The 23056-nt window shown below is 72.0% G+C and carries 22 protein-coding genes; 12 read left to right on the top strand and 10 right to left on the bottom strand.

The features are described from left to right. Window positions 1–39: 39 nt before the first annotated feature. From C472_RS05455 to purB, 5 genes are all read right to left on the bottom strand, one after another. Window positions 40–720: a metal-dependent hydrolase gene (locus C472_RS05455; protein WP_006628806.1), complete on the bottom strand. Its 681-nt coding sequence runs from the start codon at window positions 718–720 to the stop codon at window positions 40–42. Beyond that, window positions 721–1383, bottom strand: coding sequence for a hypothetical protein (locus tag C472_RS05450; protein WP_006628805.1), 663 nt, complete (start codon window positions 1381–1383; stop codon window positions 721–723). Window positions 1384–1442: 59 nt separating this feature from the next. After that, window positions 1443–2147, bottom strand: a complete 705-nt coding sequence (locus C472_RS05445; protein WP_006628804.1) for a sensor domain-containing protein — start codon at window positions 2145–2147, stop codon at window positions 1443–1445. Window positions 2148–2232: 85 nt separating this feature from the next. Next, window positions 2233–2595 (bottom strand): zinc ribbon domain-containing protein, encoded by a 363-nt coding sequence (locus tag C472_RS05440; protein ID WP_006628803.1) that lies wholly within the window; start codon window positions 2593–2595, stop codon window positions 2233–2235. A 62-nt stretch (window positions 2596–2657) separates the two neighbouring features. Then, the gene (gene purB, locus C472_RS05435; protein WP_006628802.1) at window positions 2658–4184 is read right to left on the bottom strand and encodes an adenylosuccinate lyase; all 1527 of its coding nucleotides are present in this window, start codon (window positions 4182–4184) and stop codon (window positions 2658–2660) included. A gap of 167 nt (window positions 4185–4351) precedes the next feature. Here purB and purH point away from each other — a divergent pair, with 167 nt between their 5' ends. Then, the gene (gene purH, locus C472_RS05430) at window positions 4352–5956 is read left to right on the top strand and encodes a bifunctional phosphoribosylaminoimidazolecarboxamide formyltransferase/IMP cyclohydrolase (protein ID WP_006628801.1); all 1605 of its coding nucleotides are present in this window, start codon (window positions 4352–4354) and stop codon (window positions 5954–5956) included. Window positions 5957–6436: 480 nt separating this feature from the next. Then, window positions 6437–7738: an MFS transporter gene (locus C472_RS05425; protein ID WP_006628800.1), complete on the top strand. Its 1302-nt coding sequence runs from the start codon at window positions 6437–6439 to the stop codon at window positions 7736–7738. Window positions 7739–7774: 36 nt separating this feature from the next. Here the strand turns inward: C472_RS05425 and C472_RS05420 are convergent, their stop codons facing one another. Continuing rightward, window positions 7775–8833, bottom strand: a complete 1059-nt coding sequence (locus C472_RS05420) for a M42 family metallopeptidase (RefSeq protein ID WP_006628799.1) — start codon at window positions 8831–8833, stop codon at window positions 7775–7777. Window positions 8834–8970: 137 nt separating this feature from the next. Here C472_RS05420 and C472_RS05415 point away from each other — a divergent pair, with 137 nt between their 5' ends. From C472_RS05415 to C472_RS05400, 4 genes are all read left to right on the top strand, one after another. Continuing rightward, the gene (locus C472_RS05415; RefSeq protein WP_006628798.1) at window positions 8971–9228 is read left to right on the top strand and encodes an MTH865 family protein; all 258 of its coding nucleotides are present in this window, start codon (window positions 8971–8973) and stop codon (window positions 9226–9228) included. A 107-nt stretch (window positions 9229–9335) separates the two neighbouring features. Then, window positions 9336–10100 carry a J domain-containing protein gene (locus C472_RS05410; protein ID WP_006628797.1) on the top strand — a complete coding sequence of 255 codons (765 nt, stop codon included), beginning with the start codon at window positions 9336–9338 and terminating at the stop codon, window positions 10098–10100. After that, on the top strand, window positions 10097–10924 hold the full coding sequence (locus C472_RS05405) for a metallophosphoesterase (RefSeq protein ID WP_006628796.1): 828 nt from the start codon (window positions 10097–10099) through the stop codon (window positions 10922–10924). The genes C472_RS05410 and C472_RS05405 overlap by 4 nt, the downstream gene beginning before the upstream one ends. Before the next feature lie 32 nt (window positions 10925–10956). Then, the gene (locus C472_RS05400; protein WP_006628795.1) at window positions 10957–11157 is read left to right on the top strand and encodes a hypothetical protein; all 201 of its coding nucleotides are present in this window, start codon (window positions 10957–10959) and stop codon (window positions 11155–11157) included. Window positions 11158–11200: 43 nt separating this feature from the next. On the opposite strand, the gene C472_RS05395 is transcribed toward C472_RS05400, so the two are convergent. Together C472_RS05395 and C472_RS05390 are read right to left on the bottom strand one after the other, a co-directional pair. Beyond that, the gene (locus C472_RS05395) at window positions 11201–12109 is read right to left on the bottom strand and encodes a metal-sulfur cluster assembly factor (RefSeq protein ID WP_006628794.1); all 909 of its coding nucleotides are present in this window, start codon (window positions 12107–12109) and stop codon (window positions 11201–11203) included. After that, on the bottom strand, window positions 12109–13170 hold the full coding sequence (locus C472_RS05390) for an amidohydrolase family protein (RefSeq protein ID WP_006628793.1): 1062 nt from the start codon (window positions 13168–13170) through the stop codon (window positions 12109–12111). The genes C472_RS05395 and C472_RS05390 overlap by 1 nt, the downstream gene beginning before the upstream one ends. A gap of 181 nt (window positions 13171–13351) precedes the next feature. Between C472_RS05390 and C472_RS05385 the strand changes: the two genes are divergently transcribed. The 3 genes from C472_RS05385 (at window position 13352) to C472_RS05375 (ending at window position 16145) form a co-directional block, all read left to right on the top strand. Further along, entirely contained in the window at window positions 13352–14392 is a 1041-nt protein-coding gene (locus tag C472_RS05385) for an NAD(P)-dependent alcohol dehydrogenase (protein ID WP_006628792.1), read from the top strand. Window positions 14393–14456: 64 nt separating this feature from the next. Continuing rightward, window positions 14457–14930, top strand: coding sequence for a hypothetical protein (locus C472_RS05380; protein WP_006628791.1), 474 nt, complete (start codon window positions 14457–14459; stop codon window positions 14928–14930). A gap of 51 nt (window positions 14931–14981) precedes the next feature. Beyond that, window positions 14982–16145 carry a thiamine pyrophosphate-dependent dehydrogenase E1 component subunit alpha gene (locus tag C472_RS05375; RefSeq protein ID WP_006628790.1) on the top strand — a complete coding sequence of 388 codons (1164 nt, stop codon included), beginning with the start codon at window positions 14982–14984 and terminating at the stop codon, window positions 16143–16145. 18 nt (window positions 16146–16163) lie between these two features. Here the strand turns inward: C472_RS05375 and C472_RS05370 are convergent, their stop codons facing one another. Continuing rightward, on the bottom strand, window positions 16164–17486 hold the full coding sequence (locus C472_RS05370) for an NAD(P)/FAD-dependent oxidoreductase (protein ID WP_006628789.1): 1323 nt from the start codon (window positions 17484–17486) through the stop codon (window positions 16164–16166). A gap of 493 nt (window positions 17487–17979) precedes the next feature. On the opposite strand from C472_RS05370, the gene C472_RS05365 reads away from it, so the two are divergent. Next, window positions 17980–19227, top strand: coding sequence for a threonine synthase (locus tag C472_RS05365; protein ID WP_006628788.1), 1248 nt, complete (start codon window positions 17980–17982; stop codon window positions 19225–19227). A gap of 33 nt (window positions 19228–19260) precedes the next feature. Here C472_RS05365 and C472_RS05360 read toward each other — a convergent pair whose 3' ends face one another. Next, on the bottom strand, window positions 19261–20487 hold the full coding sequence (locus C472_RS05360; RefSeq protein ID WP_006628787.1) for a PGF-CTERM-anchored ABC transporter substrate-binding protein: 1227 nt from the start codon (window positions 20485–20487) through the stop codon (window positions 19261–19263). A gap of 62 nt (window positions 20488–20549) precedes the next feature. Between C472_RS05360 and btuC the strand changes: the two genes are divergently transcribed. Then, window positions 20550–21713, top strand: a complete 1164-nt coding sequence (gene btuC, locus C472_RS05355) for a vitamin B12 ABC transporter permease BtuC (protein ID WP_006628786.1) — start codon at window positions 20550–20552, stop codon at window positions 21711–21713. Next, window positions 21710–23035, top strand: coding sequence for an ATP-binding cassette domain-containing protein (locus C472_RS05350; RefSeq protein ID WP_006628785.1), 1326 nt, complete (start codon window positions 21710–21712; stop codon window positions 23033–23035). Before btuC ends, C472_RS05350 begins: the two co-directional genes overlap by 4 nt. Window positions 23036–23056 lie beyond the last annotated feature (21 nt).

The following is a 23056-nucleotide window of genomic DNA, read 5'->3' as shown; positions in this document are numbered from 1 at the left end:
AACCTCCTCTTATTCCCGTCGTCAAGCCCCGACGCTCCGTCACTCCGCGGTCGGTGCGCCGTCTCCCTGAAGCCGCCGCGCGCCGAGCGCGAACAGCCCCAGCCCGATCAGGTAGAGCCGCCAGCCGGCGTTCGCGACCGGGAACCGCCGGTCGACCGGCTCCTCGACGTCGAGGTCGGGGTCGCGCGGCTCGACGGGGTTGTTGACGTGGACGGACTCGCTGGTGCCGCCGCCGCCCGCGTCGACGGTCCGCGTCCCCGTCTCGGGGTCGATCCGAACGTCGACGAACGTCTGGACGAACCCGTCCGCCGTCGAGTAGAGGATCTCCCCGTCGAGGTGGAAGAACCGGTCGCGGAGCGGCCAGAACGCGTTCACGCCGTCGAGGTGCGTCCAGTCGAGCGCGACGTGCGCGAAGACGTGGACGAAGAGCGCGACCCACGCGACCGCGATCCACCGGTCCGAGAGCCGCTCGCGGAGCGCGGACGACTCCCGGACGCGGGTGTCGTAGAACAGCGCCAGCGCGGCGACCGCCGGGATCACGAAGGTGTGTCCGACCGTGCGGTGCGCGCCGGCCATGACGAACCCGAGGAAGCTGTCCGCCTCGGGGAGCACGACGACGACGAGCAGGACCGCGAGTGCCCGACGGTCGAGCGGTCGGTCGTCGAGCAGCGCGGCCGCGAGCAGCAGCGCGAAGCCGGCGTGGACGATCGTCGACGGCATTCAGCGACGCACCCCCGGCCGCCCCGAGTAGGCCCGGACCGCGAGGGTCGCGGCCGCCGCGGCGACGACGACCAGCTGCCACCCGTTCTCCACGACCCGGAACTCCCGGTCGGCTCCCGGGTCGAGGCCGGGCCGGCCGTCGGGGTTGACCCACGAGGCGACCGGGTCCGCCGTCGCCCCGCCGACGCGCTCGAACGGGAGGACCCCCGGTCCCTCCGCGCCGAGCGTCAGGAACGTCTGGACGAGCCCGTCCCGCGTCGAGAACACGAGCCGGCCCCGGAGGACGTAGCGGGCGTCCTCCAGCGGGTAGAGGAGGGCCGCGCCATCGCCGGCGAACAGCGCCGAACCGGTCCCCGCGACGGCGAACGCGGCGAGCGCGACCCACGCGGTCCGCACCGCGCGCCACCCGCCGCGCTCGCGGAGGGCGGACGCCTCGCGCAGGGTCGTGTCCCAGTACAGCAGCCCGCCCGCGAACAGCGGGAGCCAGACGGCGTGGAGGAGGGCGTTCGTCGCGCCCGGGACGGCGAGGCTCGCGACCGCGTCGAGGCTCGGGAGGAGCGCGGCCGCGACGACGACCGCGACCGCGCGCCGGTCGAACGCGTCCCCCAGCAGCGCGGCCGCGAGGAGCGCCCCCGCGGCCGCGGTCACGAGCGTCGGTGCCATGCCGGTCCTGACGGTCGGAGGCGAATAAGCGCTCCGGGGGATCGGCCGCGGTCGCGAGGTCAGTCCGCCCCCGCCTCGCTCTCCCCGCTTTCCACCGTCACGCCCCCGCTCTCGGGAGCGGAATCGGCTCGCGTCGGGCCGTCGAGCAGGGCGAGCGCCATCCGGCGGGCGGCGTACCCCGCGACGTTGGCGAGGTGGCAGGCGACGAGGACGGCGGCGACGCCCAGCGGGACCGCCGCCAGCGCCTCCGGCAGCGCGTCGATCGCCCACGTCGCCGGCTCCCCGTTCACCTCGCCGAACTGGACGACGAGGGGGTACCGGAGCGGCGCGGTGACGAGCGGGATCCCGCGGGCGAGCAGGAGCAGCGGGACGACCCCGAACAGGGCGACCCAGAACTTCGCCATGAGGAACCCGAGCCCCCGCCACGTCGAGGCCGCGTCAACGAACTTCCTCGCGCCGCCGAGGACGCCGTCGGCGTCCCCGAGGTCGTCCGGCTTCGCGAGGTCGGTCCCGAGCAGCGCGTCGGCGAGCCACCGCTCGAACCCGGCGAACAACCGGACGGCGACGAGCGTGACGAGCAGGAACACCACCCCGACGAGCACCGGCGCGAGGACGAGTCCGAGGGTGCCGCCGAACGAGAGCACGCCCGAGTGGACGAAGCCGATCGGCATCGCGATCAGCAGGTACAGCAGGTGGCGATACGTGCGGCCGTCGGCGAGGACGCCGACGACGGGGAGGGCCGCGAGCGGTCGGAGGGAGACCATACCGAGACTGGTTCGCTCTCCGACAAAAATTGGTCGCTTACCGGCGACGCGGGGCGGCTGACCCGGAGGCGACGCCTCGGGTCCGCTATCCGAGGAAGAAGTCGATCGCGTTCCCGGACGACTGGCCCTTGTACAGCTCCGAGTAGCCGCACTCGGCACAGGAGACCACGAGGAAACTGCGGTTCTGTACGTCGAACATCTTGGTGAGTCCCGTGCCGCTGGTGGCGATCTCGTCGGTCTCGGTCGCCGTGCCGCCGCACTTCGGACAGCCGTCCTCGCCGTCGCCGCCCAGCGAGGCGGCGCGGTCGTCCGTCCGGGCACCGCGGCCGTCGGCGGCGGAACCCGCGGCGTTGCTGTCGGGGGGCGCGCCGTCGCCGTTCCTGTCGTTTTCGATCAGCTCGTCGTCGTCGAAGACGGAGTACTCCGTCTCGTCGTTGTCGGAGGGCATCGATCGGGTTTCTCGCGCCGAGCGGCAAACCTCTTGTGGCGATTCGCTCCTTCCGGCCCGCGCTACGCGTCGAGGTCGTCGACGAGCTCGTCGGCGAAGCCGGTGTAGCCGGCGGGCGTGAGCGCCTTCAGCTCCGCGCGGACCTCGTCGTCGACGTCGAGGTCGTCGAACAGCTCGCGGAAGTCGTCGAGCGTCACGGACCGGCCGCGGGAGAGCGCCTTCACGCGCTCGTACGCCTCGGTGTCGCCCTCGCGCCGGAGGATCGTCTGGACCGCCTCGCCGATCACCTCGGGGGTCGCGTCCAGCTCCTCGCGCATGACGGCCTCGTTCGGGACGACCGTCCCCAGCCCGTCGGCGGCCTTCGAGTAGCCGATCAGGCAGTGCGCGAGGGCGGCACCCACGTTGCGCTTGACGGTCGAGTCCGAGAGGTCGCGCTGGAGCCGCGAGTTCGTCACGTAGTCGGCGAGGAACGTGAGGTCGCCGTTCGCCTTCGAGAGGTTCCCCTCGCTGTTCTCGAAGTCGATCGGGTTCACCTTGTGGGGCATCGTCGACGACCCGGTCTCGCCCTCGACGGCCTCCTGTCCGAGGTAGCGGTCGGAGACGTACAGCCACGCGTCGAGGTCCAAGTCGAGGAGGACGTTGTTGACGCCGCGCAGCCCGTCGAACAGCGCCGCGAGGTCGTCGCAGGGGTTCACCTGCGTCGCGAGCGCGGTGTGTTCCAAGTCCAGCCCGCGCACGAAGGACTCGGAGAACCCCCGCCAGTCGACGTCGGGGTAGGCGGCGCGGTGCGCCGCGAAGGTGCCGGACGCGCCCGCGAGCTTCCCGGAGAGGTCACCGTTCGCGACGACGACCCGGCCCAGCGCCCGGCCGAGCCGCGCGGCGTACACCGCCATCTCCTTGCCGAAGGTGGTCGGCGTCGCGGGCTGGCCGTGGGTGCGCGCCAGCATCGGCGCGTCGCGGTGCTCGTGTGCCAACTCGACCAGGGCGTCGCGCACCTCGCGCACCGCGGGGACGATCACGTCGCTCACCGCGGGCTTGACGAGGAGCCGCTGGGCGAGGTTGTTCACGTCCTCGCTCGTCAGCCCGAAGTGGATCCACGGGTACAGCGACTCCGCGTCGTCGAGCGGGGAGTTGCCGGCGTCGGGCGGGGACCCCTCGTCGTCGGCGTCCCCGTCCGCCCCGCCCTCGGCGAGGTCCGCGAGCCGGACGCGGAGGAAGTACTCGACCGCCTTCACGTCGTGGTTGGTCGCGTCGTACCCCGCGGCCCCCTCGGTCTCCAGCCGCTTTATCAGGCGCGCGTCCTCGGCGGAGAACTCCTCGTAGACCGCGCGCAGCCCCGCCTCGGTCGCCTCGTCGAGATCGATCGGCGTCGCGTCCAGGTCGGCGAGCGCGATCAGGTACTCGACCTCGACCCGGGTCCGGGCGCGCATCAGCCCGGCCTCGCTCGCGTACGGGGACAGCGGCGCTGTCCGGCCGGCGTATCGTCCGTCGAGCGGCGAGACGGCCGCGAGCGGGTCCGACCGGGACAGCCCCGGGATCGAGCCGGCGTCGTCGGCCGCGCCGCCGTCCGTCCGTCCGTCGTCTCTCATATCCGCGACTGCCCGCGGAGCCAGCAAAAGCGTGTCGATGGGGCGACGCACGGACGTGGATCCGTCTCGCGTTCTCATCGCGTCGAACCCCCGTCTCGATCCGCAAACGTGCGTATCTACCCGACGCGGACCGCAATCGATATACCCGATCGGTCGGACCCACAGGTATGAAGATCGCCGGACTCGCGAGCAACCGGGGACGGAACCTCAGACACATCGCCGACGCCGCGCCCGGCGGCGCGGAGCTGTCGGTCGTCCTGACGAACCGCGAGCAGGCACCCGTCCTGGAGGCCGCCACGGAGCGCCGCGTCCCGACCGAGGTCGTCGAGCGCGAGGAGGGCGAGTCGCGCGAGGCGCACGAGCGGCGGATCGTCGAGCGCCTCTCCGACTACGACGTCGACCTGGTCTGTCTGGACGGCTACATGCGGGTGCTGACCGACGAGTTCCTCGACGCCGTCCCGACGACGCTGAACGTCCACCCCTCGCTTTTACCGTCGTTCCCCGGCACGGACGCCCACGAGCAGGTACTGGAGGCCGGCGTCCGGACGACCGGCTGTACGGTCCACGTCGTCACCGAGGAGGTCGACGCCGGCCCGGTCGTCACGCAGGAGCCGATCCCGGTGTACGAGGACGACGACGCCGACTCGCTGAAGGCGCGCGTCCTCCGCGAGGCCGAGTTCACCGCCTACCCGCGGGCGGTCCGGTGGTTCGCCGAGGACCGGGTGACCGTCGAGCGGGACGCCGACGGGAACCCCGTCGACGTCGCGGTCGAGGGCGACGCGGGCGGCGACTTCCCGGAGCGGCGGTTCGTCTCCGAGGAGCGGACCGCCACGCTCCGGTACGGCGAGAACCCGCATCAGGACGCCGCGCTGTACGTCGACGACGGCTGCGAGGAGGCGAGCGTCGTCGACGCCGACCAGCTGAACCCCGGCGCGAAGGGCATGGGGTACAACAACTACAACGACGCGGACGCCGCGCTGAACCTCGTGAAAGAGTTCGACGACCCCGCGGCCGCGGTGATCAAACACACCAACCCCGCGGGCTGTGCGGTCGGCGAGGACCTCGCGGACGCGTACGACCGCGCGCTGCGGACGGACGCGAAGTCGGCGTTCGGCGGCATCGTCGCCCTGAACCGCGAGTGCGACGCCGACACCGCCACCGCGGTCGCCGACTCGTTCAAGGAGGTCGTCGTCGCGCCGGGCTACACCGACAGCGCGCTCGACGTGCTCCGCGAGAAGAAGAACCTCCGCGTGCTCGACGTGGGGCCGCTCGGCGAGGGCGACGACCGGTTCTCGGAGCGGTTCACGGAGAAGCCGGTCGTCGGCGGCCGCCTCGTTCAGGAGCGCGACCGGCAGTCGCCGACCGCCGAGGACCTGGAGGTCGTCACCGAGCGCGAGCCGACCGACGAGCAGGTCGAGACGATGCTGTTCGCGTGGCAGACGCTGAAACACGTCAAGTCGAACGGCATCCTGTTCGCGACCGGCACCGAGACGGTCGGCGTCGGGATGGGACAGGTCTCGCGGGTCGACGCCGTCACGCTCGCGGCGATGAAGGCCGAGAAGGACGCGGAGGGCAAGTCCGCCGAGGGGGCCGTGATGGCCTCGGACGCCTTCTTCCCGTTCCCGGACGCGATCGAGGAGGCGGCCGACGCGGGGATCGAGGCCGTGATCCAGCCCGGCGGCTCCGTCAACGACGAGGACGTGATCGCCGCCGCCGACGAGCGCGACATGGCGATGGCGTTCACCGGGTCGCGCTGCTTCCGGCACGACTAGATACGCTCGGCCGCGGAGCCGGGAGTGCGCGTGCCGGTCTTATAAATCACCGATCGATACGAACACTCCCGAAGCCCCAGTCGCGAGGCGGGCGCACGCTCGCTGCGCTCCTCAGTCGTTCGCTTCGCTCACTCCTTGCGGTGCTTACGTCGCCTGCGCCCGCCTCGCGACTGCCCCTTCGAGTCCCGCCCCGCACAGCACCTCACGCCTCCCCAGCCTCGTCGGCGGCCCTCCGCTTCGCTTCGGACCGCCGACTCCCTCGCGCGCCGCTCCTCGCGGTCGCCAGGGGGCGACCGCTCAGAGGCGCGCGCCGCAGCGTTCTGTTTATAAATCGTCGTCGTCACCCCGCTTGCGTTTTTAAACACTTGCTGCGGTCGTTCCAGCGATCTGTTCGTCCGTCTGAAACGATAACCCCACGCGGACCGCCGGATCTGCGGGGCTTTTCTCCCGGGACGCTCTTAGCGCCGAGCCGAGACGACCGTGGCGAAGTTCGGCAACTCGGTACGGCTGCTCGGGGACCGGGAGTTCGCGGCGCTCGCCGGGACCGCGTTCGCGCGCAGTCAGGCGTACTCGACGATCCTCATCGCCCTCGCGCTGTACGCGGACCTGTTCGGCACCACCGGGTTCGTCGAGGGGCTCTTCGGCACCGCCTTCGCCGTCGTCCAGCTCGTCATCGTCCTCCCGCTGGGCCGGTGGGTCGACACCGGGAACGCGAAGCGGTGGCTGCTCGGCGGCTTCCTCGTCAACGTCGCCGTCTTCGTCGGCTTCTCCCTGGTCGACAGCTCGGTCCACATCATCCTCGTGCGGATGGTCCAGGGGCTCGGCGCGAGCGTCCTCTGGATCACGGGCGCGACCGTGATCGGCGAGATCAGCCCGGACGACGAGCGGGGGCGCTGGCTCGGCTCGTACAACCAGTTCGCCTCCTTCTCGTCGCTCGCCGGCGACCTCGTCGGCGGCTACCTGCTGTACGCCTACGGGTTCTCGGAGACGTACCTCGTCCTGACGCTCGTCACGCTCGCCGCGTTCGCGCTGGTGTACGCCTTCCTCCGCGACAACCCCGGCGGCCGGAAGGACCCCGAGGACGCCGGCGGGATCGAGACGTTCCGGTCGCTGCTCGGCCTGCCGATGCTGCGCGCGCTGGTCTTCTTCCGGTTCACGTTCAGCGTCGGCAAGATGGCGGTGATCATCTTCCTCCCCATCTACGCGCGGACGACGTTCGGCATCTCCGCGTTCGCCATCGGCTGGATCATGGCCGGCGGGAAGCTGACGAAGGCGCTCACGCAGGGGTTCGTCGGCGACCTCACCGACCGCTACGAGCGCACCTACCTGTTCGTCGCGGTGGGCGCGCTGCTGTACGGCGTCGGGACGGCGGCCGTCCCCCTCGCGGCGTACTTCGAGGGGACCGTCCCGCCGGTCACCGTCTCCTACCTCGGGGACTCGCAGACGCTCGGCGGGGCCTTCTTCGCGCTGTTCGGAGCCTACTCGCTTCTGGGGATCGCCGACTCGATCCGGCTGCCGGCGAGCATGTCGCTGTTCGTCAGCGAGGGCGAGGCGTACGACTCCGTCGCCAGCGCGATGAGCCTCCGCTCGGTGTCGTGGAAGGTCGGGCAGGTGGTCGGTCCGGTGCTGGTCGGCAGCACGATGGACTTCACGACGACCGAGACGGGGTTCCTGCTCGCGGCCGGGTTCATCGCGTTCGCGACGACCGGCTTCGCGTGGCAGGCGCGGGCGGCCCACCGCGCCCGACGGGATCCGGGGCCGGTCGCGCCCGGGGACGACTGATCCCGGCCGCCGCGGAGCGACGACGCCGGAGCCCGATCAGAGCGTGTAGTCGTGCTCGCCCGTCTCGGACTCCAAGAACGCCGTCAGCAGGTCGATCGTCGCCTCCACGTCGCCGCCGTCGGCGGTCTCGGTGACGGTGTGGAGGTACCGGGTCGGGATCGATATCGCGCCGACGGGCTTCGCGCCCGCCGTGTTCTGGAACCCCGCGGTGTCGGTGCCGCCCGCGGGCAGCACCTCGTGCTGGTGGCCGATCCCCTCGGCCTCGGCCACGTCGGTGAGGCGGCGGTGGACCTTCGGGCTGGTGATCACCGAGGAGTCCTTCAGCTTCACCGCGGTGCCTTCGCCGAGTTCGGTGACGGCGTCGGCCGCGTCGCCGACCTGCGGGACGTCGTTGGCGACGGTGACGTCCAAGGCGATCGCGAGGTCCGGATCGATGTCGACGCCGAGCGCCTTCGCCCCCCGGAGCCCGACCTCCTCCTGGACCGTCGCCGCGAAGTGGATCGTCACGTCCGGGTCCTCGATCCGGCGCGCGGCTTCCAGGGCCGCGAACAGGCAGATCCGGTCGTCGAGCGCCTTGCCCGTGACCCGGTCGCCCATCCGGGTCGTGGTCTGGTCGAGGGTGACCAGATCGCCGACGCTCACGAGGTCGTCGACCGCCTCGGCGTCGCGCCCGAGGTCGATGAAGACGTCTTTTACCTCGTCGTCCTTCTTGCGCTGCTCCTCCGTGAGCGTGTGGGGCGGAACGGAGCCGATGACGCCCGTCAGGTCCTCGTCGCCGTGGACGGTGACGCGCTGTGCGCGCAACACGCGGGCGTCGAAGCCGCCGAGGGGGTCAACCTGAACGAACCCGTCGTCGGTGACGTGCCGGACCATGAACCCGATCTCGTCCATGTGCGTTGCCACGGCCACCGAGTAGTCCGCGTCGCCCTCTATCGTGCCGACGACGTTGCCCATCGCGTCGGTCCGGACGCGGTCGACGCTGTCGGCGAACTCGCGCCGGACGACCTCGCGGACGTCGTCCTCGTAGCCCGGGACGCCGCGGGCCTCGGTCAGCTCTCGGAGCAGGTCGAACTCGAAGTCGAACTCGCGTGCCATGTCCGTCACTGTCCGCGCCAGCGACAAAGGTCCGCAGGATCCGGCACGGCCGTCGGGCTTCGCCTCCCGCTGAAACGCTCAATTAGTTTACCGTTGTTCCGCAACCCTTTTGCGGTCGCTCGCGGGAAGTCGTGTGTATGAGCGACGTGAGAGCGGAACTCCGCGAACAGTTCATGGACGCGTTCGGCGGCGCAGACTTCCCCGTCGAGAACCAGATGGACCTCGTCCCGGCGCTGCCGGACGGCCCGGGGACGAAGTTCGAGGCCGGCGACGTGAGCTTCACCGCCATGGAGATGGCGGCGAAGCTCGGCAGCGAACAGGAGTTCCCCTACGACACCGCCGAGGAGCTGGTCGACGACATCCTCGACGGGCTGGAAGCGAAGGGAATGATCTGAGTCGGTCGCGCCGGAGCCACTCTTCTCACCGCCGACACGTAGTGCTCGACGCCTCGTAGCCGAGAGGCCGTCGGGAGCTTGATTACCGCGGAGCCGCTACGGCGGGTGTGCTCGCCGACCTCACCGGACTGCTGCCGCGGTGGGTGCTCTGGGGGATCGGTCTCGGAGTCGTCGCCACCGCGGTCGTCGCGCTCGCGTTCTACCTCGGCGACCGGTTCGCCCCGCCCCGCGCCGCGGCGACCGGCGGCCGCGGTGCCGCCGGCGACGAGCGACGCCGCCGCGAGATCCGGACGTACCTGAACGCGGCCGGCGAACGGTTCCACGAGGACCACGCGTTCGACGGCGTCTCGATCCCCTTCTACCTGCCCGAGCGCGGCGTCGCCATCACCTTCGACGCGCACGACTACTTCCGGCTGGAGGGCGAGGGCGTCTACACGGTCCTCTGCGAACACGAGATGCCGGGACGCGGGCTCGGCCGCCGGCTCCCGTTCGACGTCGACGAGCCCGACTGGGCGACCGACGAGTCGAGCGACGCGGGCCGCGGTCCGTCCGGGCGCTTCGGCGGCGACCGGTTCGGGGACGGACGGTCGACCGCCCGCGGTTCCGGCGGGCGGGCCGACCCCGGCGGGCGGGCCGACCCCGTCGGCGACGCCTTCGACGAACTCGGGCTCGACCGCGACGCCGACGTCGACGCGGTGAAGGGTGCCTACCGCGAGCGCGTCAAGGAGACGCACCCGGACCAGGGCGGCGACGAGGAGTCGTTCCGGCGCGTCCGCGAGGCGTACGCGACCGCCCGCAAGCACGCCGACGGCGGTCCGGCGGACCGCGAGGCCGACCGCCGCCGCGAGCGGTCGACCGGGTACGGCCGGTGACGGGGTCGGACGCCGACGCCGCGGCCGGAACCGCGTTCCCGGACGTCGCCTTCGCGGAGCGGGCGGTCTACCTTCCCGCGGCCGACGCGCTCGTCGTCGCCGACCTCCACGTCGGCCGCGGCGAGGCGTCCGCCGTCTCGTTCCCGCTCGGCGAGCGCGACGACCTCCGCGACCGGTTCGGCGCGCTCCTCGACCGGTTCGACCCGGCGACGGCGGTCGTCGCCGGCGACGTCGTCCACGCGTTCGACCGGGTCACCGACCGCGCCGTCGAGACCGTAGAGGCCCTCCGCGGGGCGTGTTCGGACCGGGGGGCGGCCCTCGAACTCGTCGCCGGCAACCACGACGCCGCGCTCGCGGACGCGTGGGACGGGACCGTCCGGGAGGCGTACGTCGTCGAGGAGGCGGTCGCGGGAGGATCGGGAACGCGCGCCACTGCGCACGGCTCGGAGACGCACACTGACGCGGACGGCCAAGAGACGCGCACCACCGCGGTCTGTCACGGCCACGAACTCCCGTCGGTCGCGGCCGACCGGTACGTGATCGGCCACGTCCATCCGACGATCGAGATCGAGGGCGACCGCCGGCCCTGTTTCCTCTGCGGTGCCGGGACGTACCGCGGGGCCGACGTGCTGTTGTTGCCCGCGTTCACCCGGCTCGCCGCCGGCGTCCCGGTCAACGACGCGGCGACCGCCGGGCTCGACTCCCCGCTCGTCGACGACGCGGCCGGCCTCGCGCCCGTGGTGGTCGATCCGGGCCGCGACGGCGGCGACGCGGAGACGGCTCTTCGGTTCCCCCCGCTCGGCGAGTTCGACGAGCTGTTGTGAACGCTTTTGTCTGCCCGTGCGTATCGTGACCTATGAACACGGATAACGCCTGTCTCGGCTGCGGCGAGCCGTTCGACTGGGGAGAGGGAGAGTGCCCCGAGTGCGGCTGGGACCGCGACGAGTGGGCCGCGAGCGGCCGCCACGGGCTGGAGAAGGAGGGACACGGCGAGCCCGAGGAGGACGGACCGGGCGACGCGGGCGGCGGAATGAGCGGTCTCGGCCCGGTTCGGTGAGGTCCGGGGCCGACGCCGAGTCGCCCGACCGGTCGAATGCGGCTCAGTCGTCGGCGTCGAGCGTCCACGTCGAGGTGAACTCGTCGACGTCACCGTCGTACTCGCCCGATTCCCCGAGGTACGATACCCCAGATCCGTCCGGGCCGTCGGGGCCGTGGCGGGCGCGGTGGAGCGCGTCGCACACTGCGCCCTGGCCGCCCATGTTCACGCTCGCGAGGCGGGAGCGTTTCTGGACCACGTCCAGCCGCTCGGCCGGGATTGAGTCGCCCTCCGGCGTCAGGAACAGGGTGTCGTCGCCCGCGGTCACGTGGCCGCTCGTCTCGACGCGGTCGAGGTAGTCGGCGACCGGTTCGGCGTCGACGACGACCGAGAGGCCCCCGAGGTCGACGTGTGCCTCGTCGCCGGCGACCGCCACGTCCGCGCGGTCGAGCGAGACGACCTGCTGCGGGTCGACGCCGGCGTCGAGCAGGGCGCGTATCGCGTCGCGTTGCGTCGAGACGCGGGCCTTGTCGGCGATGGCCGCGCGCACCTCCGCCACCCCGCCGTCCGCGTCCGGGAACGTCTCGCCGAAGGTGTCCCGCGCGTTAACGCCGGTCGTTATCTCCTCGCCGTGCATGTGGTCGCACAGTTCGATCCGCGCCTCGTCGACCCAGTCGAGCCCCTCGACCTCGTCGCGGGCGTCGGTCGCCATCATCCACGCGAACGCGGGCGAACACCACGCGGTCGGGAGCGTGAACCGGACCTCGACCCGGTCGCCGTCGATGTCGATCGCGTCGACGTAGTCGAGCTCGACGATCGAGCGGGCGAGTTCCGGGTCCTCGACCCGGTCGAGTCGGTCTCTCACCGCCGATCTGCCTCGCTCGTCGTCCGCGGGGTCGACGGGGTCGCCGGCGAGGTCGTCCGACGCGTCGCCGCCCCGGCCGCTCGTCGGGTCCGCGCTGCTCCCCGACATCAGTCCGCCGCGGCCCCCGCGTCGCCGCCGTAGTGAGTGCCGAGGTCGAACCGCTCGGTGATGTCGTCGTCGCGGAACTGCCGCTTCTTCGCCTCGATGTCGATGTCGTACAGCTCCGCGGCGTTCTCGCCCATAACCTTCTTCATCGTCTCGACGTCGAGCTCGACCCCGTACTCGTCCCGCTGTTCGTCGGTGAGCTCCGCGTTCATCACCTGATCGACGAGCCAGTCGGGGTTCCACAGGGCGTAGTCGGAGCCGAACAGGACTCGGTCCTCGCCGAGCCAGTACAGCAGCTCGCCCATGATCTCGCCGAACTTCCGCGGGCGGTTCGTCGTCATCGCGGAGGCGACCGCCAGCCCCCCGTACACGTTCGGTTCCTGCGCGGCGATCCAACAGAAGTCGTCGAGCCGCGGGAGACCGACGTGGTTGACGATGAAGTTGAGTTCCGGGAACGAGGAGGCGGCGTCGTCGATGTCCTTCACGTCGAACGCGTCGCGGTTGAGCGGGCGGATCGTCGGCCCCTTGTGGGCGTTGATGTTCTCGATGCCGAGGTCGGCGCACTTCTCCAAGAACTCGAAGGCGTCGTCGCTGTCGAGACGCCACCCCTTCGAGTCGTCGCGCCACTCCGCTGTGTACAGCTTCACCCCGGGGATGTCGTACTCCTCCTTGAGGTGTTCGAGGTACCGTAACCCCTCCTCGCCGTCCCGCGGATCGAAGCTTCCGTTCAGGACGAACCGCTCCGGATACTCCTCGGCGAGTTCCGCGTTCTGCTCGGTCGTGTTGAACCCCTCGTCGTAGAAGTCGTCGAGGTACGTGGGCTGGAAGATCGCCATGTCGGCCGTCGCGTTCCCGAACAGGTCCTCGGTCATCCTGTCGGCCCCGTAGTGGCGATACGTGTCGATGTCCCACTGCTCCTCCTCCGGCGTGAACCCGGTGTGGTAGTCGTAGAAGCACTGAAGGAACTGCTCGCCCCCCTCGTGGATGATGTTCTCCTGCCGCGCGTCCCACAGGTGAACGTGGCCGTCGATAACGAATATCTCCTCGCCGTCCATCTCGTACATACGAATTGGTATGTGGGTTGATACCATATAACTATAAGGATCATTCAGGTAAATTATTCCCGCGTTTTCGCGTTTAGTCGGCGGTCCGCAGATCCCTTCTGGGGGCGCGTTCGCGGCCGATCGCGCCGGAGACGAAACCACAACGAACGTTTATGATGAAGGGTGTGAGAGAATAGGTCACATGCGAGCAGCCAGACTCCACGAGTACACGGACGACATGAGCGAGGGACTCACCATCGACGAGGTCGACCGGCCGGCGGCGACCGGACCCGACGACGTGATCGTCGAGGTCGAGGGGGCGGGGTGGTGTCAGACGGACAACCACATCATCGAGGGGATGTGGGCGGAGTACGTCCCGCAGGAGCTCCCGATGACGCTCGGCCACGAGAACGCCGGCACGGTCGTCGAGACGGGCGACGAGGTCGACCTGGTGTCGCCGGGCGACCCGGTGATCTGTCACCCGGTCCAGACCTGCGGCACGTGTCGCCCCTGCCGGCTCGGCGAGACGATGCACTGCGAGAACGACGCGTTCAACGGGCTCACGACTGACGGCGGCTTCGCCGAGTACCTCCACACCAGCGAGCGCTCGGTGATCCCGCTACCGAGCGGCGTCGACCCCGTCGACATCGCGCCCCACGCCGACGCCGGCATCACCGCGTACCACGCGGTCAAGAAGGCGGTCGCGGAGCTGAACCCCGGCGACCACGCGGTCGTCGTCGGCGTCGGGGGGCTCGGCCACATCGGCCTCCAGTGTCTCGACGCGATGAGCGCGGCGCGGATTACGGCGGTCGACCTGAAGGAGTCGGCGCTGAACCTGGCGGACAGCTACGGCGCGGACCACCTCGTCAACCCGTCCGACGACGACGTGCCCGCCGAGATCGAGGCGATCACGGACGGCACGGGGGCGGCGCAGGTGCTCGACTTCGTCGGCGAGGACGTGACGACCGGCTACGCGCCCGAGATCACCGCCGCCGGCGGCGACCACCACATCATCGGCTACGGCGGGCACGTCCACGAGCCGTCGCAGGCGCTGGTGAACGGCGAGTTCTCCTTCGTCGGCAACATCGTCGGCCGGTACGCGGAGCTTCAGGAGCTCGTCGCGCTCGTCGAGCAGGGCGACGTCGACCTCCACACGAGCCGGTACGACCTCGGCGAGATCAACGCGGTCGCCGAGAAACTCGAACACCGGGAGATCGACGGCCGCGCCGTCATCAGGCCGTAGGGAAGGCGCAAGTCCGCGTTTCACCCACGCCAACCGCTTTGTCCCGGGAGCGCGACCGTCCGACATGGACGACTCTCACCCGTCCGATTCCGGGTTCCCGTCGCCGCGGGGGTGGGCGCTGCTCGCGGGCGGCTACGCGTTCGCCTGCGGCGCGTTCGTCGCCGTCCTCCTGTCGGACATGCTCCGCCTCTTCGTCGACGTGGCCGGCCTCCCGTCTGTATTCCCGGTCCCGCTGCTCGCGGCCCCCGCGCTCGTCGTCGGCCCCCCGTGCTGGTGGCGGCTGGTCGAGCGCCGGGAGGCGTTCTCCTACCGGGCCGGCGCGGCCTTCGGCCTGCTCACGGCGCTGGGTACCGGGACCCTCTGGACCGGCTGGTTCGTGGCGGTCTGGGGCGTGGAACTGCTCGCGGCCGGGCCCGTGCTGTCGATCGTGGGCCTGACCCTCGGGTTCGCCGCCGTCGCCGGGCTCCTCGTCGGCGTCCCGCTCGCGTACGTCCGGCGACGGGTCGGCGGCGGGGGGACCGAGACCGCCGCCCCGTGAGCGCGGCCGCGACCGCTACCTCCTTGTGAGTTCGGGACACACCGGACGCGCATGAGCGAGACCAGTCCCGACGACGCCGACCCCCTCGCCGACGAGGACCTCTATCGCGTCCTCGACGCGGACGGGCGGCCCCTGCCGGACGCGACGGTGCCGGACCTCTCGGACGAGGAGTTCCGGGCGATCTACCGCGATCTGGTCACCACGCGCCGGTTCGACGAGCGCGCGGTCAGCCTCCAGCGACAGGGGCGGATCGGGACGTACGCGCCCTGCGCGGGGCAGGAGGGGTCGGCGGTCGGGTCGACCCACGCGCTCGCGGCCGACGACCTGATATCCTACCAGTACCGCGAGCACGGCGCGGTCGTCGTCCGCGACCTGCTCGCCGAGTACCTCCCCTACTGGATGGGTCACGAGTCCGGGACGGAGGCGATCGCCGACGGGAACGTCTTTCCGCTGAACATCGGCATCGCGGCGCACCTCCCGCACGCGGTCGGAGCCGGATGGGCGTTCGACCACCGGGACGAGGACCGGGTCGTCGCCTGCCACTTCGGCGACGGCGCGACCAGCGAGGGCGACTTCCACGAGGCGATGAACTTCGCGGGCGTGTTCGACACGCCCACCCTCTTCTGCTGTCACAACAACGGCTGGGCCATCTCGATCCCCGAGTCGCGCCAGACCGCGACCGACACCTTCGCGCAGAAGGCGACCGCCTACGGCTTCGACGGGGTCCGCGTCGACGGGATGGACCCGCTCGCGAGCTACGCCGTCACGCGGGAGGCGGCTGAGCGGGCGAGAGCGACGGGCGGCGGCGACGGAGACGGGTCGGGGAGAGGCGAGCCGGGAGGAGACGCGCCGCGCCCGACGCTGATCGAGTTCGTCGAGTACCGGTTCGGCGCGCACACCACGGCCGACGACCCGAGCGCCTACCGCGACCCTGGCGACGTGGACCCGTGGCGCGCGCTCGACCCGGTCGACCGCATGGAGACGTTCCTCCGCGAGACCGGTCGGATCGACGACGCGGGCGTCGCCGCGGCCCGCGAAGAGGCCGACGAGGTCGTCGCCGCCGCGATCGACTTCGCCGAGTCCGTCGACGCCGGTCCGAGCGACATGTTCGACCACGCCTACGCCGACCTCCCGCCCGAGGTCCGCCGCCAGCGCGACGAACTCCTCGCGGCGGTCGAGGAACACGGGGAAGAGGCGTTCCTGCGCGAGGAGTGAGGGGACCGAGCCGTCCGCTTATACGTAGTCGCCCGCGGCGGCGGCCGCCGTCCGACCGCTCTCCAACGCGCCCTGTATCGACGACCACTCGGTGTAATCGCCGGCGAGGACCACAGGCCCCTCGGGGTCGTCCGGGTCCGGGAGGCCGGCGTGGACGCCGGGCGGCTGCGCGAACTGCGCGAACCGGATCCGGTGGACGTCGACGGTCTCCAGCCCGCCGAAGTCGCGGTCGGGGTACCACGCCGCCAGCGCGTCGCGCACGTCGTCGCGGAGGTCGGCGTCGTCGCGCTCCAGCGACCCCTCGCCGAGGAACGTCGCGGCGAGCAGCGCCCGGTCGTCGGGCGCGTACTCGGGCGCGACCTCCGACATCGGGACCACGGCGTTCGGCGACTCCCCGGCCGCGTTGAGCAGGATCCGCTCGCCCGTCTCGAACGACTCGCCCGCGGGGAGCGCGTACCACCCGGTGACGTTCGGGACTCCCTCCGTCGGGACCGACTCGACGCCCGTGAGCCGGCGGGCCTCCGGCGGCGAGGCGGCGACGACGACCGCGTCCGTCTCGCGCGTCGAGCCGTCCGCCAGTTCGACGGTCGCGCCCTCGGCCTCGCCGCGGCCGGTCCGGAACGGGATCCGCCCCCCGCCCGCGACCCGGACCGACTCCACGTCCTCGCCGGTCCGGATCTCGACGCCGGCCTCGCGGGCGCGGTCGGCGAGCGCGGCGGGGAGGGCCGCCATCCCGTCGGCGGGCACGCCGATCGACCCCCGGCCCATCGCTCGGAAGGTGTACTCGAAGACGTGCTTCGAGGTCGAGAGGGTCCGGTCTAAGGTGATCCCGCCGTAGAACGGCTCCACGAAGTTCGTCACGTAGTCGCCGGCGAACCCCCAGTCGCGGAGGTACTCGCGGATCGGCGCGTCGGGGCCCGCGAAGAACTCGCCCTCATCGCGTTGCGAGAGGTCGTACCGGAGCGCGAGGGTGCGGAGCTTGTCGGAGAAGGAGACCTCGTCGTTCAGGAGCGAGGGGATCGCCGACAGCGGGTCGCGGAGCGGGTCGCCGAGCACGGAGCGCGACCCCGGGCGGCAGATCGTCGCGCCGGGCGCGAACGTCCGCATGTCGAGGTCGTCGAGGCGGTCCGCGCCGAGCTCGCGCTCGACGGCGGGGTAGCTGGTGAAGAGGACCTGGAAGCCGCGGTCGAGCGTGAAGCCGTCGACCGTCTCCGTCCGCACGCGCCCGCCGACCTCGGGCCGTCGCTCGTACAGCGTCACGTCCGCGCCCGCCTCGGCGAGCCGCCGCGCCGCGACCAGTCCCGCGAGGCCGCCGCCGACGACGGTGGCGTCTCCGTTCATGCGCGATCGTTCGGTCGGCTCGCTTATAAGCGGTGGATGATTGACCGGTCGCGACCGCCGCCGTATATATATCGCAGATCGAGGGGCCCGTTTCCGAAGTCCCAGCCGCTCGGCCGTGCGACCGCGTTTTTGTTTATAAGCCGCCGATCGACACGGACACCACCGAAGCCCCAGCCGGGAGGCGGGCGCACGCTCGCTGTGCGCCTCACTCGGTCGCTCACTCCGTTCGCTCCCTCGTTGCGGTGCTTGCGTCGCCTGCGCCCGCCTCCCGGCTGCCCCTTCGAGTCCCGCCCAGCACCGCAACCGCGCCTCACGCCTCCCCAGCCTCGCGGTTCGCGCTCTATGAGCCCTCACCGCTCCCTCGCACGCGCTGTCTCGCGGCCGCCGAGGGCGGCCGCTCGCAGGCGCGCGCCACCGCATTTCGGCGAGTCAGTCCGACGGCGGTCCGCCGCCGAGTGCGAAGCGATTAGTCGCCGCCGCCGCAAGGTTCGGTATGGCTGACTTCGAGACCACGCCGGCGTTTCGCGGGCTGGAGAGTCGGGCGTCGGGACGCGTTCACGAGACCGCCGACGCGGCGGCGGTCGACGCCGACGAGCGGGCGCGCGGACTCGACCCCGCGTACGACTACGACGCGGTCGACCCGGACGCGCTGTTCGACCCCGCGGCCCGCGGGGGGAGCGGCGACGCCCGGACCGCGCCCGCGACCGCCCGCGGCCACTGGCGCTTCGACGCGCTGCTTCCCTTCTCGGCCGAGGACGCGCTCACCGCGGGCGAGGGCGGCACGCCGCTCGTCGCCACCGACCGGCTCGCCGACGAACTCGACGTCGAGGCGGTCTACGTCAAAGACGAGGGCCGGAACCCCACCGGGACCGTCCTCGACCGCGGCCTCTCGCTCGCGATGACCGCGGTGGCGAAGCGGGTCGCGGACGGGGCCGACGTCGAGCCGCTCGTCTGCGCGAGCCCCGGCAACGCCGGGCAGTCGATGGCGGCGTACGCGGGCCGGGCGGACCTGCGCTCGTACGCGTTCGTCCCCTCGCGCTGTGCGTTCTCGAACAAGTCGATGACGAACGTCCACGGCGGCGAGATGCGCGTGGTCGGCGGGCGCTTCCCGGACGCGGCCGCCGCGGTCGACGAGCAACTGGAGACGGAGTACACCGACCTCGGCGAGTTCGTCACGCCGTACCGCCACGAGGGCGCGAAGACCGTCGCGTTCGAACTCGTCGCCGACCTCGGCGACGCCCCCGACGTCGTGGTCGTCCCGACCGGCTCGGGCGAGGTCGTCGCCGGCGTCCACAAGGGGTTCGTCGAACTCGACCGGATCGGCGCGATCGACGGGACCCCGCGCGTCGTCGCCGCGCAGGCGTCGGGCTGCGCCCCGATCGCGGCCGCCGTCGAGCGCGGCCTCGCGGAGCCGGAGCCGTGGGAGACGCCGGACACGATCTGCGGCGAACTGGAGATTCCCGATCCCGCCGGCGGCGGCGCGGCGGTCGAGGCGGTCGAGGAGAGCGGCGGGACCGCGGTCGGCGTCGACGACGACGACATCCTCGCGAGCGCGGTCGCGGTGGCGCAAAACGAGGTCGTCGAGATGGGCGCGACGGGCGGCGCGGCCCCCGCCGGCGCGTGGGCCCTCGCGGAGGACGGCTTCTTCGACGGCGACGAGACCGTCGTGCTACTCAACAGCGACGCCGGGCTCAAGACGCCCGACGTCCTCCGCAGTCACCTGATGGGACAGGGGATCTGAAACGGCGGTCGGTCAGAGAAGAAGGCGGTCAGTTCACTCGCGCCGCGCGAGGAGGCCGATCGCGAGCAGGGCGATGGCGGCCGCGACGACGCCGAACCCGGGCGACTCCGCGCCGGTGTCTCCGCCCGTCTCGTCTTCCATGCCGCCGTCGTTCGAACCGTCCTCGCCGTCGTTCGAACCGTCCTCGCCGTCACCCGACGAGTCGTCGCCGTCGGTCGTCGAGCCGTCCTCACCGCCGTCCGCGTCGCCGCTCGACTGGTCGGTCGACCCCTCACCGTCGGCCTGAATCTCGACGACCGCCTCGGAGAGCGTCGTCGTCGACTCGATGACGCTGCGCGGTGCCGGCTGGTTGAGGTAGTTCTGGTTCATCACGACGTAGTTGCCCTCGGTCCCCGCCGTCGTGCTGGCGTACGGCTCCTGACCGAGGATGGATGCCTCGGAGTCGGTGACTAACAGTAGTTCGGGGTTCGTTTCGAGGATCACCTCGTCGGAGAGCTCCGGGTACGCCTCGTACTCGGCCGCGACGTTGTCGGTGCCGCCGGCGGTCATGATCGCGTCGATGAAGGTGTTGTTCGCGGCGACGTAGCCGCCGCCGAGCGGGTACAGCGCGGCCGGGCGGTCGACGTCGGCGGTCCGGTTCTCGGCGGCGTCGACGGCGTCGTACATCTCCGCGTTGGTCTCGCTCGCGGCGTCGCACGCCCCGACGAGTCGACCGATCACCTCCGTCTTCTCGGCGATGTCGTCGATGGAGGTCGCCGCCGGGAAGTGGTAGACGGTCAGGCCCTGCTCGCGGAGCGGCTCCACGTCGGCCGACGAGGAGTTCGGCGCTAACACGAGGTCGGGCTCGGTGTCGACGACGCGCTCGACGCTCGCGCCGAACTCGGCGGAGACGTTCGCGCGCTCGTCGGCCCCGTCGAGGTAGAGCGCGAACTGGCTCACGCCGACGACGCGGTCCTGCTCGCCGAGCTCCCACAGCGTCTGCGCAGCCGACGGGTTGATCGTCGTGATCCGGTCGGGCGACTCGTTGAGCGTGATCGTGGTCCCGGTCGCGTCGGTCATCTCCACCGGGAACCCGCAGGCGTCGTCGTCGGTCTGCGCCGACGCGTCCGCCGTCCCGACCGCCCCGACCGCCGGGCCCGCGCCCGCGGTCGGCCCGTCGGTCGATACCGTCGGCTGTGCGCCCGCGGCCGTCCCGGCGACGCCGCCGAGCAGGGCGGTCGTCACCAGCACGGCCATCGCTATCGCGAAGCTGTTTCGCATCGGATCGACGACCGGCTTCGTCCAATAAGTACTTACCTACTACAAGTTGTGTTGGGGAACGTATGCGACCCTGGGTCCGGTCGGCGGCGTGGTCCGCGGCGATAGCGGCGCTTCTGGCGGTCGTCGTCGTCGTCAGCGCCGCGATCGGCCCCGTCAGGATCCCGCCGGAGACCGTCGTGAAGTCGGTACTGAACGCGCTCGCGGTGCCGGCGGGGATCGAGACGACCGGGGGCGTCGGCCCGCTGTCGGTGCCCGGGGTCGGCCCGCTCACGCTCCCCGGTTTCGATCTCGCGTTCGCGTCGCCGTTCGCGTTCCCCGTTGACGCCGTCCACCAGCAGATCGTCGTCGGGGTGCGGCTCCCGCGGATCCTGCTGGCCGCGCTCGTCGGGTTCGCGCTCGCGGCCGCCGGCACCGTGATGCAGGGCTTCTTCCGCAACCCGATGGCCGACCCCTCGATCATCGGCGTCTCCTCGGGCGCGGCGGTCGGCGCGGTGGCGTTCATCGTCTTCCCCGTCGCGCTCTCGACGACGATAGCGCTCCCGCTCGTCGGCTCGGTGGAGGTGGCGCTCTCGCGCGGCGCGGGGACCAGCCTGTTCGCGTTCGTCGGCGCGCTCGCGGCCGCCTTCGGCGTGTACGCCATCGCCACCCGCGGCGGTCGAACGCCCGTCGCGACGCTGCTTCTGGCCGGCGTCGCGGTCCAGACGTTCCTCGGCGCGGTCGTCTCGTACCTCCAGCTACAGGCGGGCGAGTCGCTCCGGCAGATCGTCGCGTGGCTGATGGGCCACCTCTCGGGGGCCGCGTGGAGCGAGGTCGCCGTCACCGCCGTCGTCGTCCCGCCGCTTTTCGCCGTGCTGCTCGCGTACGCCCGCGACCTCAACGTCCTCCTGCTCGGGGAGGAGGAGGCCCGCGGGCTGGGCATCGCGGTCGAACGCACCAAGCGGATCCTGCTCGCGGCCTCGGCGCTCGTCACGGCCGCCGGCGTCGCGTTCGCCGGCGTGATCGGGTTCGTCGGCCTCATCGTCCCGCACATGCTCCGGCTCGTCGTCGGCCCCGACCACCGGGTGCTGCTCCCGACCGCGGCGCTCTCCGGCGGCACCTTCCTCGTCGCCGCCGACACGGTCGCGCGCTCGGCGGCCGCGGAGTACCCGGTCGGCATCATCACCGCCGCGGTCGGCGCGCCCTTCTTCGTCTACCTGCTCGTGACCCGGGAGGTGTCGGAGCTGTGAGCGCCGACCGCCCCGGTGACGGCGAGGGTTCGCCGGCCGCGGACGGCTCCGGATCGCCGTCCGCAGACGATCCCACATCGCCGCCCGCCGACGGACCCGCCGTCGACCCCGAGTCGGCCCCCGACACGTCGCTCTCGTTCGGCGACGCGCCGCTCCTGTCGCTCTCGGACGTGGCCGTCTCCTTCGGCGACGTCGACGTGGTCTCGGGCGTCGACCTCCGGGTCGAGGCCGGCTCGCTCGTCGGCCTCGTCGGGCCGAACGGTGCCGGCAAGACCACGGTGTTGCGCGCGGCGACCGGCGCGGTCGAGCCGGACGCGGGGACGGTCCGGATCGGCGGCGACCCCGCCGCGTCGCTGTCGGCCCGCGAGGTCGGCCGCCGGGTCGCGAGCGTCCCGCAGGCGACGAACCTCGCGTTCGACTTCCGGGTGCGCCACGTCGTCGAGATGGGCCGGACGCCCCACCTCGGGCGGTTCGACGCCCACGGCGTCGAAGACGACGCCGCGGTGAACGCCGCGATGGCGGCCGCGGACGTCGAGCGCTTCGCCGACCGGTCGATCACCGAAGTCTCCGGCGGCGAGCGCCAGCGCGTGCTGCTCGCGCGGGCGCTGGCGCAGGCGGCCCCGCTCCTCCTCTTGGACGAGCCGACCGCCAGCCTCGACGTGAACCACGCGGTCGAGACGTTGGAGCTGGTGCGCTCGTTCGTCGACGAGGGGGCGCGCGGGGCGATCGCCGCGATCCACGACCTCGACGCCGCCGCGCGGTACTGCGACGAGGTCGTCGTCCTCGCGAACGGGGGCGTCCAGGCCGCCGGGCCGCCCGAGTCCGTGCTGTCCGCCTCGGCCGTCGGTGCCGCCTTCGACGCGGAGGCGTTCGTCGGGCGCAACCCCGCGACGGGAACGCCCGCGGTCACGGCGTTCCCCCAGAGCGACGTCTCGGCCCGCCGGGTCCATGTGGTCGGCACGGGCCGCCCCGCCGCCCGCGTCGTCGCCCGGCTCGCCGCCGCGGGCCACGATCCCTCCGTCGGCGTGGTGCCCGCGGGCGACGCGGCGGCCGGCGCTGCCGCGGACGCGGGCGCGACCGCGGTGACGGCTCCGCCCTTCGAGGGACCGACCGGGGAGACGGTCGCGGCCGCGCGCGACCTCGCCGCCGGCGCGGACGCGACGGTCGCGGTCGGCGCGGACGCCTCTGGGGCCGACGAATCCAGGGACACCCCCGGTCCGAACGCCGAGGTGGCCGCGGCCGCCGACCGCCTCGTCCGCGTTCCCGCCGACGTCGACGACGCGGCCCTGCTGGACGCGGTCGCGACCGCGTTCGAGGAGTGACGGCGGGGTCGCCGCGTGCGA

Origin of the sequence: Halorubrum tebenquichense DSM 14210 (genome assembly GCF_000337415.1) — an archaeon.
Lineage (GTDB): Archaea > Halobacteriota > Halobacteria > Halobacteriales > Haloferacaceae > Halorubrum > Halorubrum tebenquichense.
Note: the sequence above shows the minus strand (reverse complement) of the source record. Positions and strands in the feature narration are given on the sequence as shown.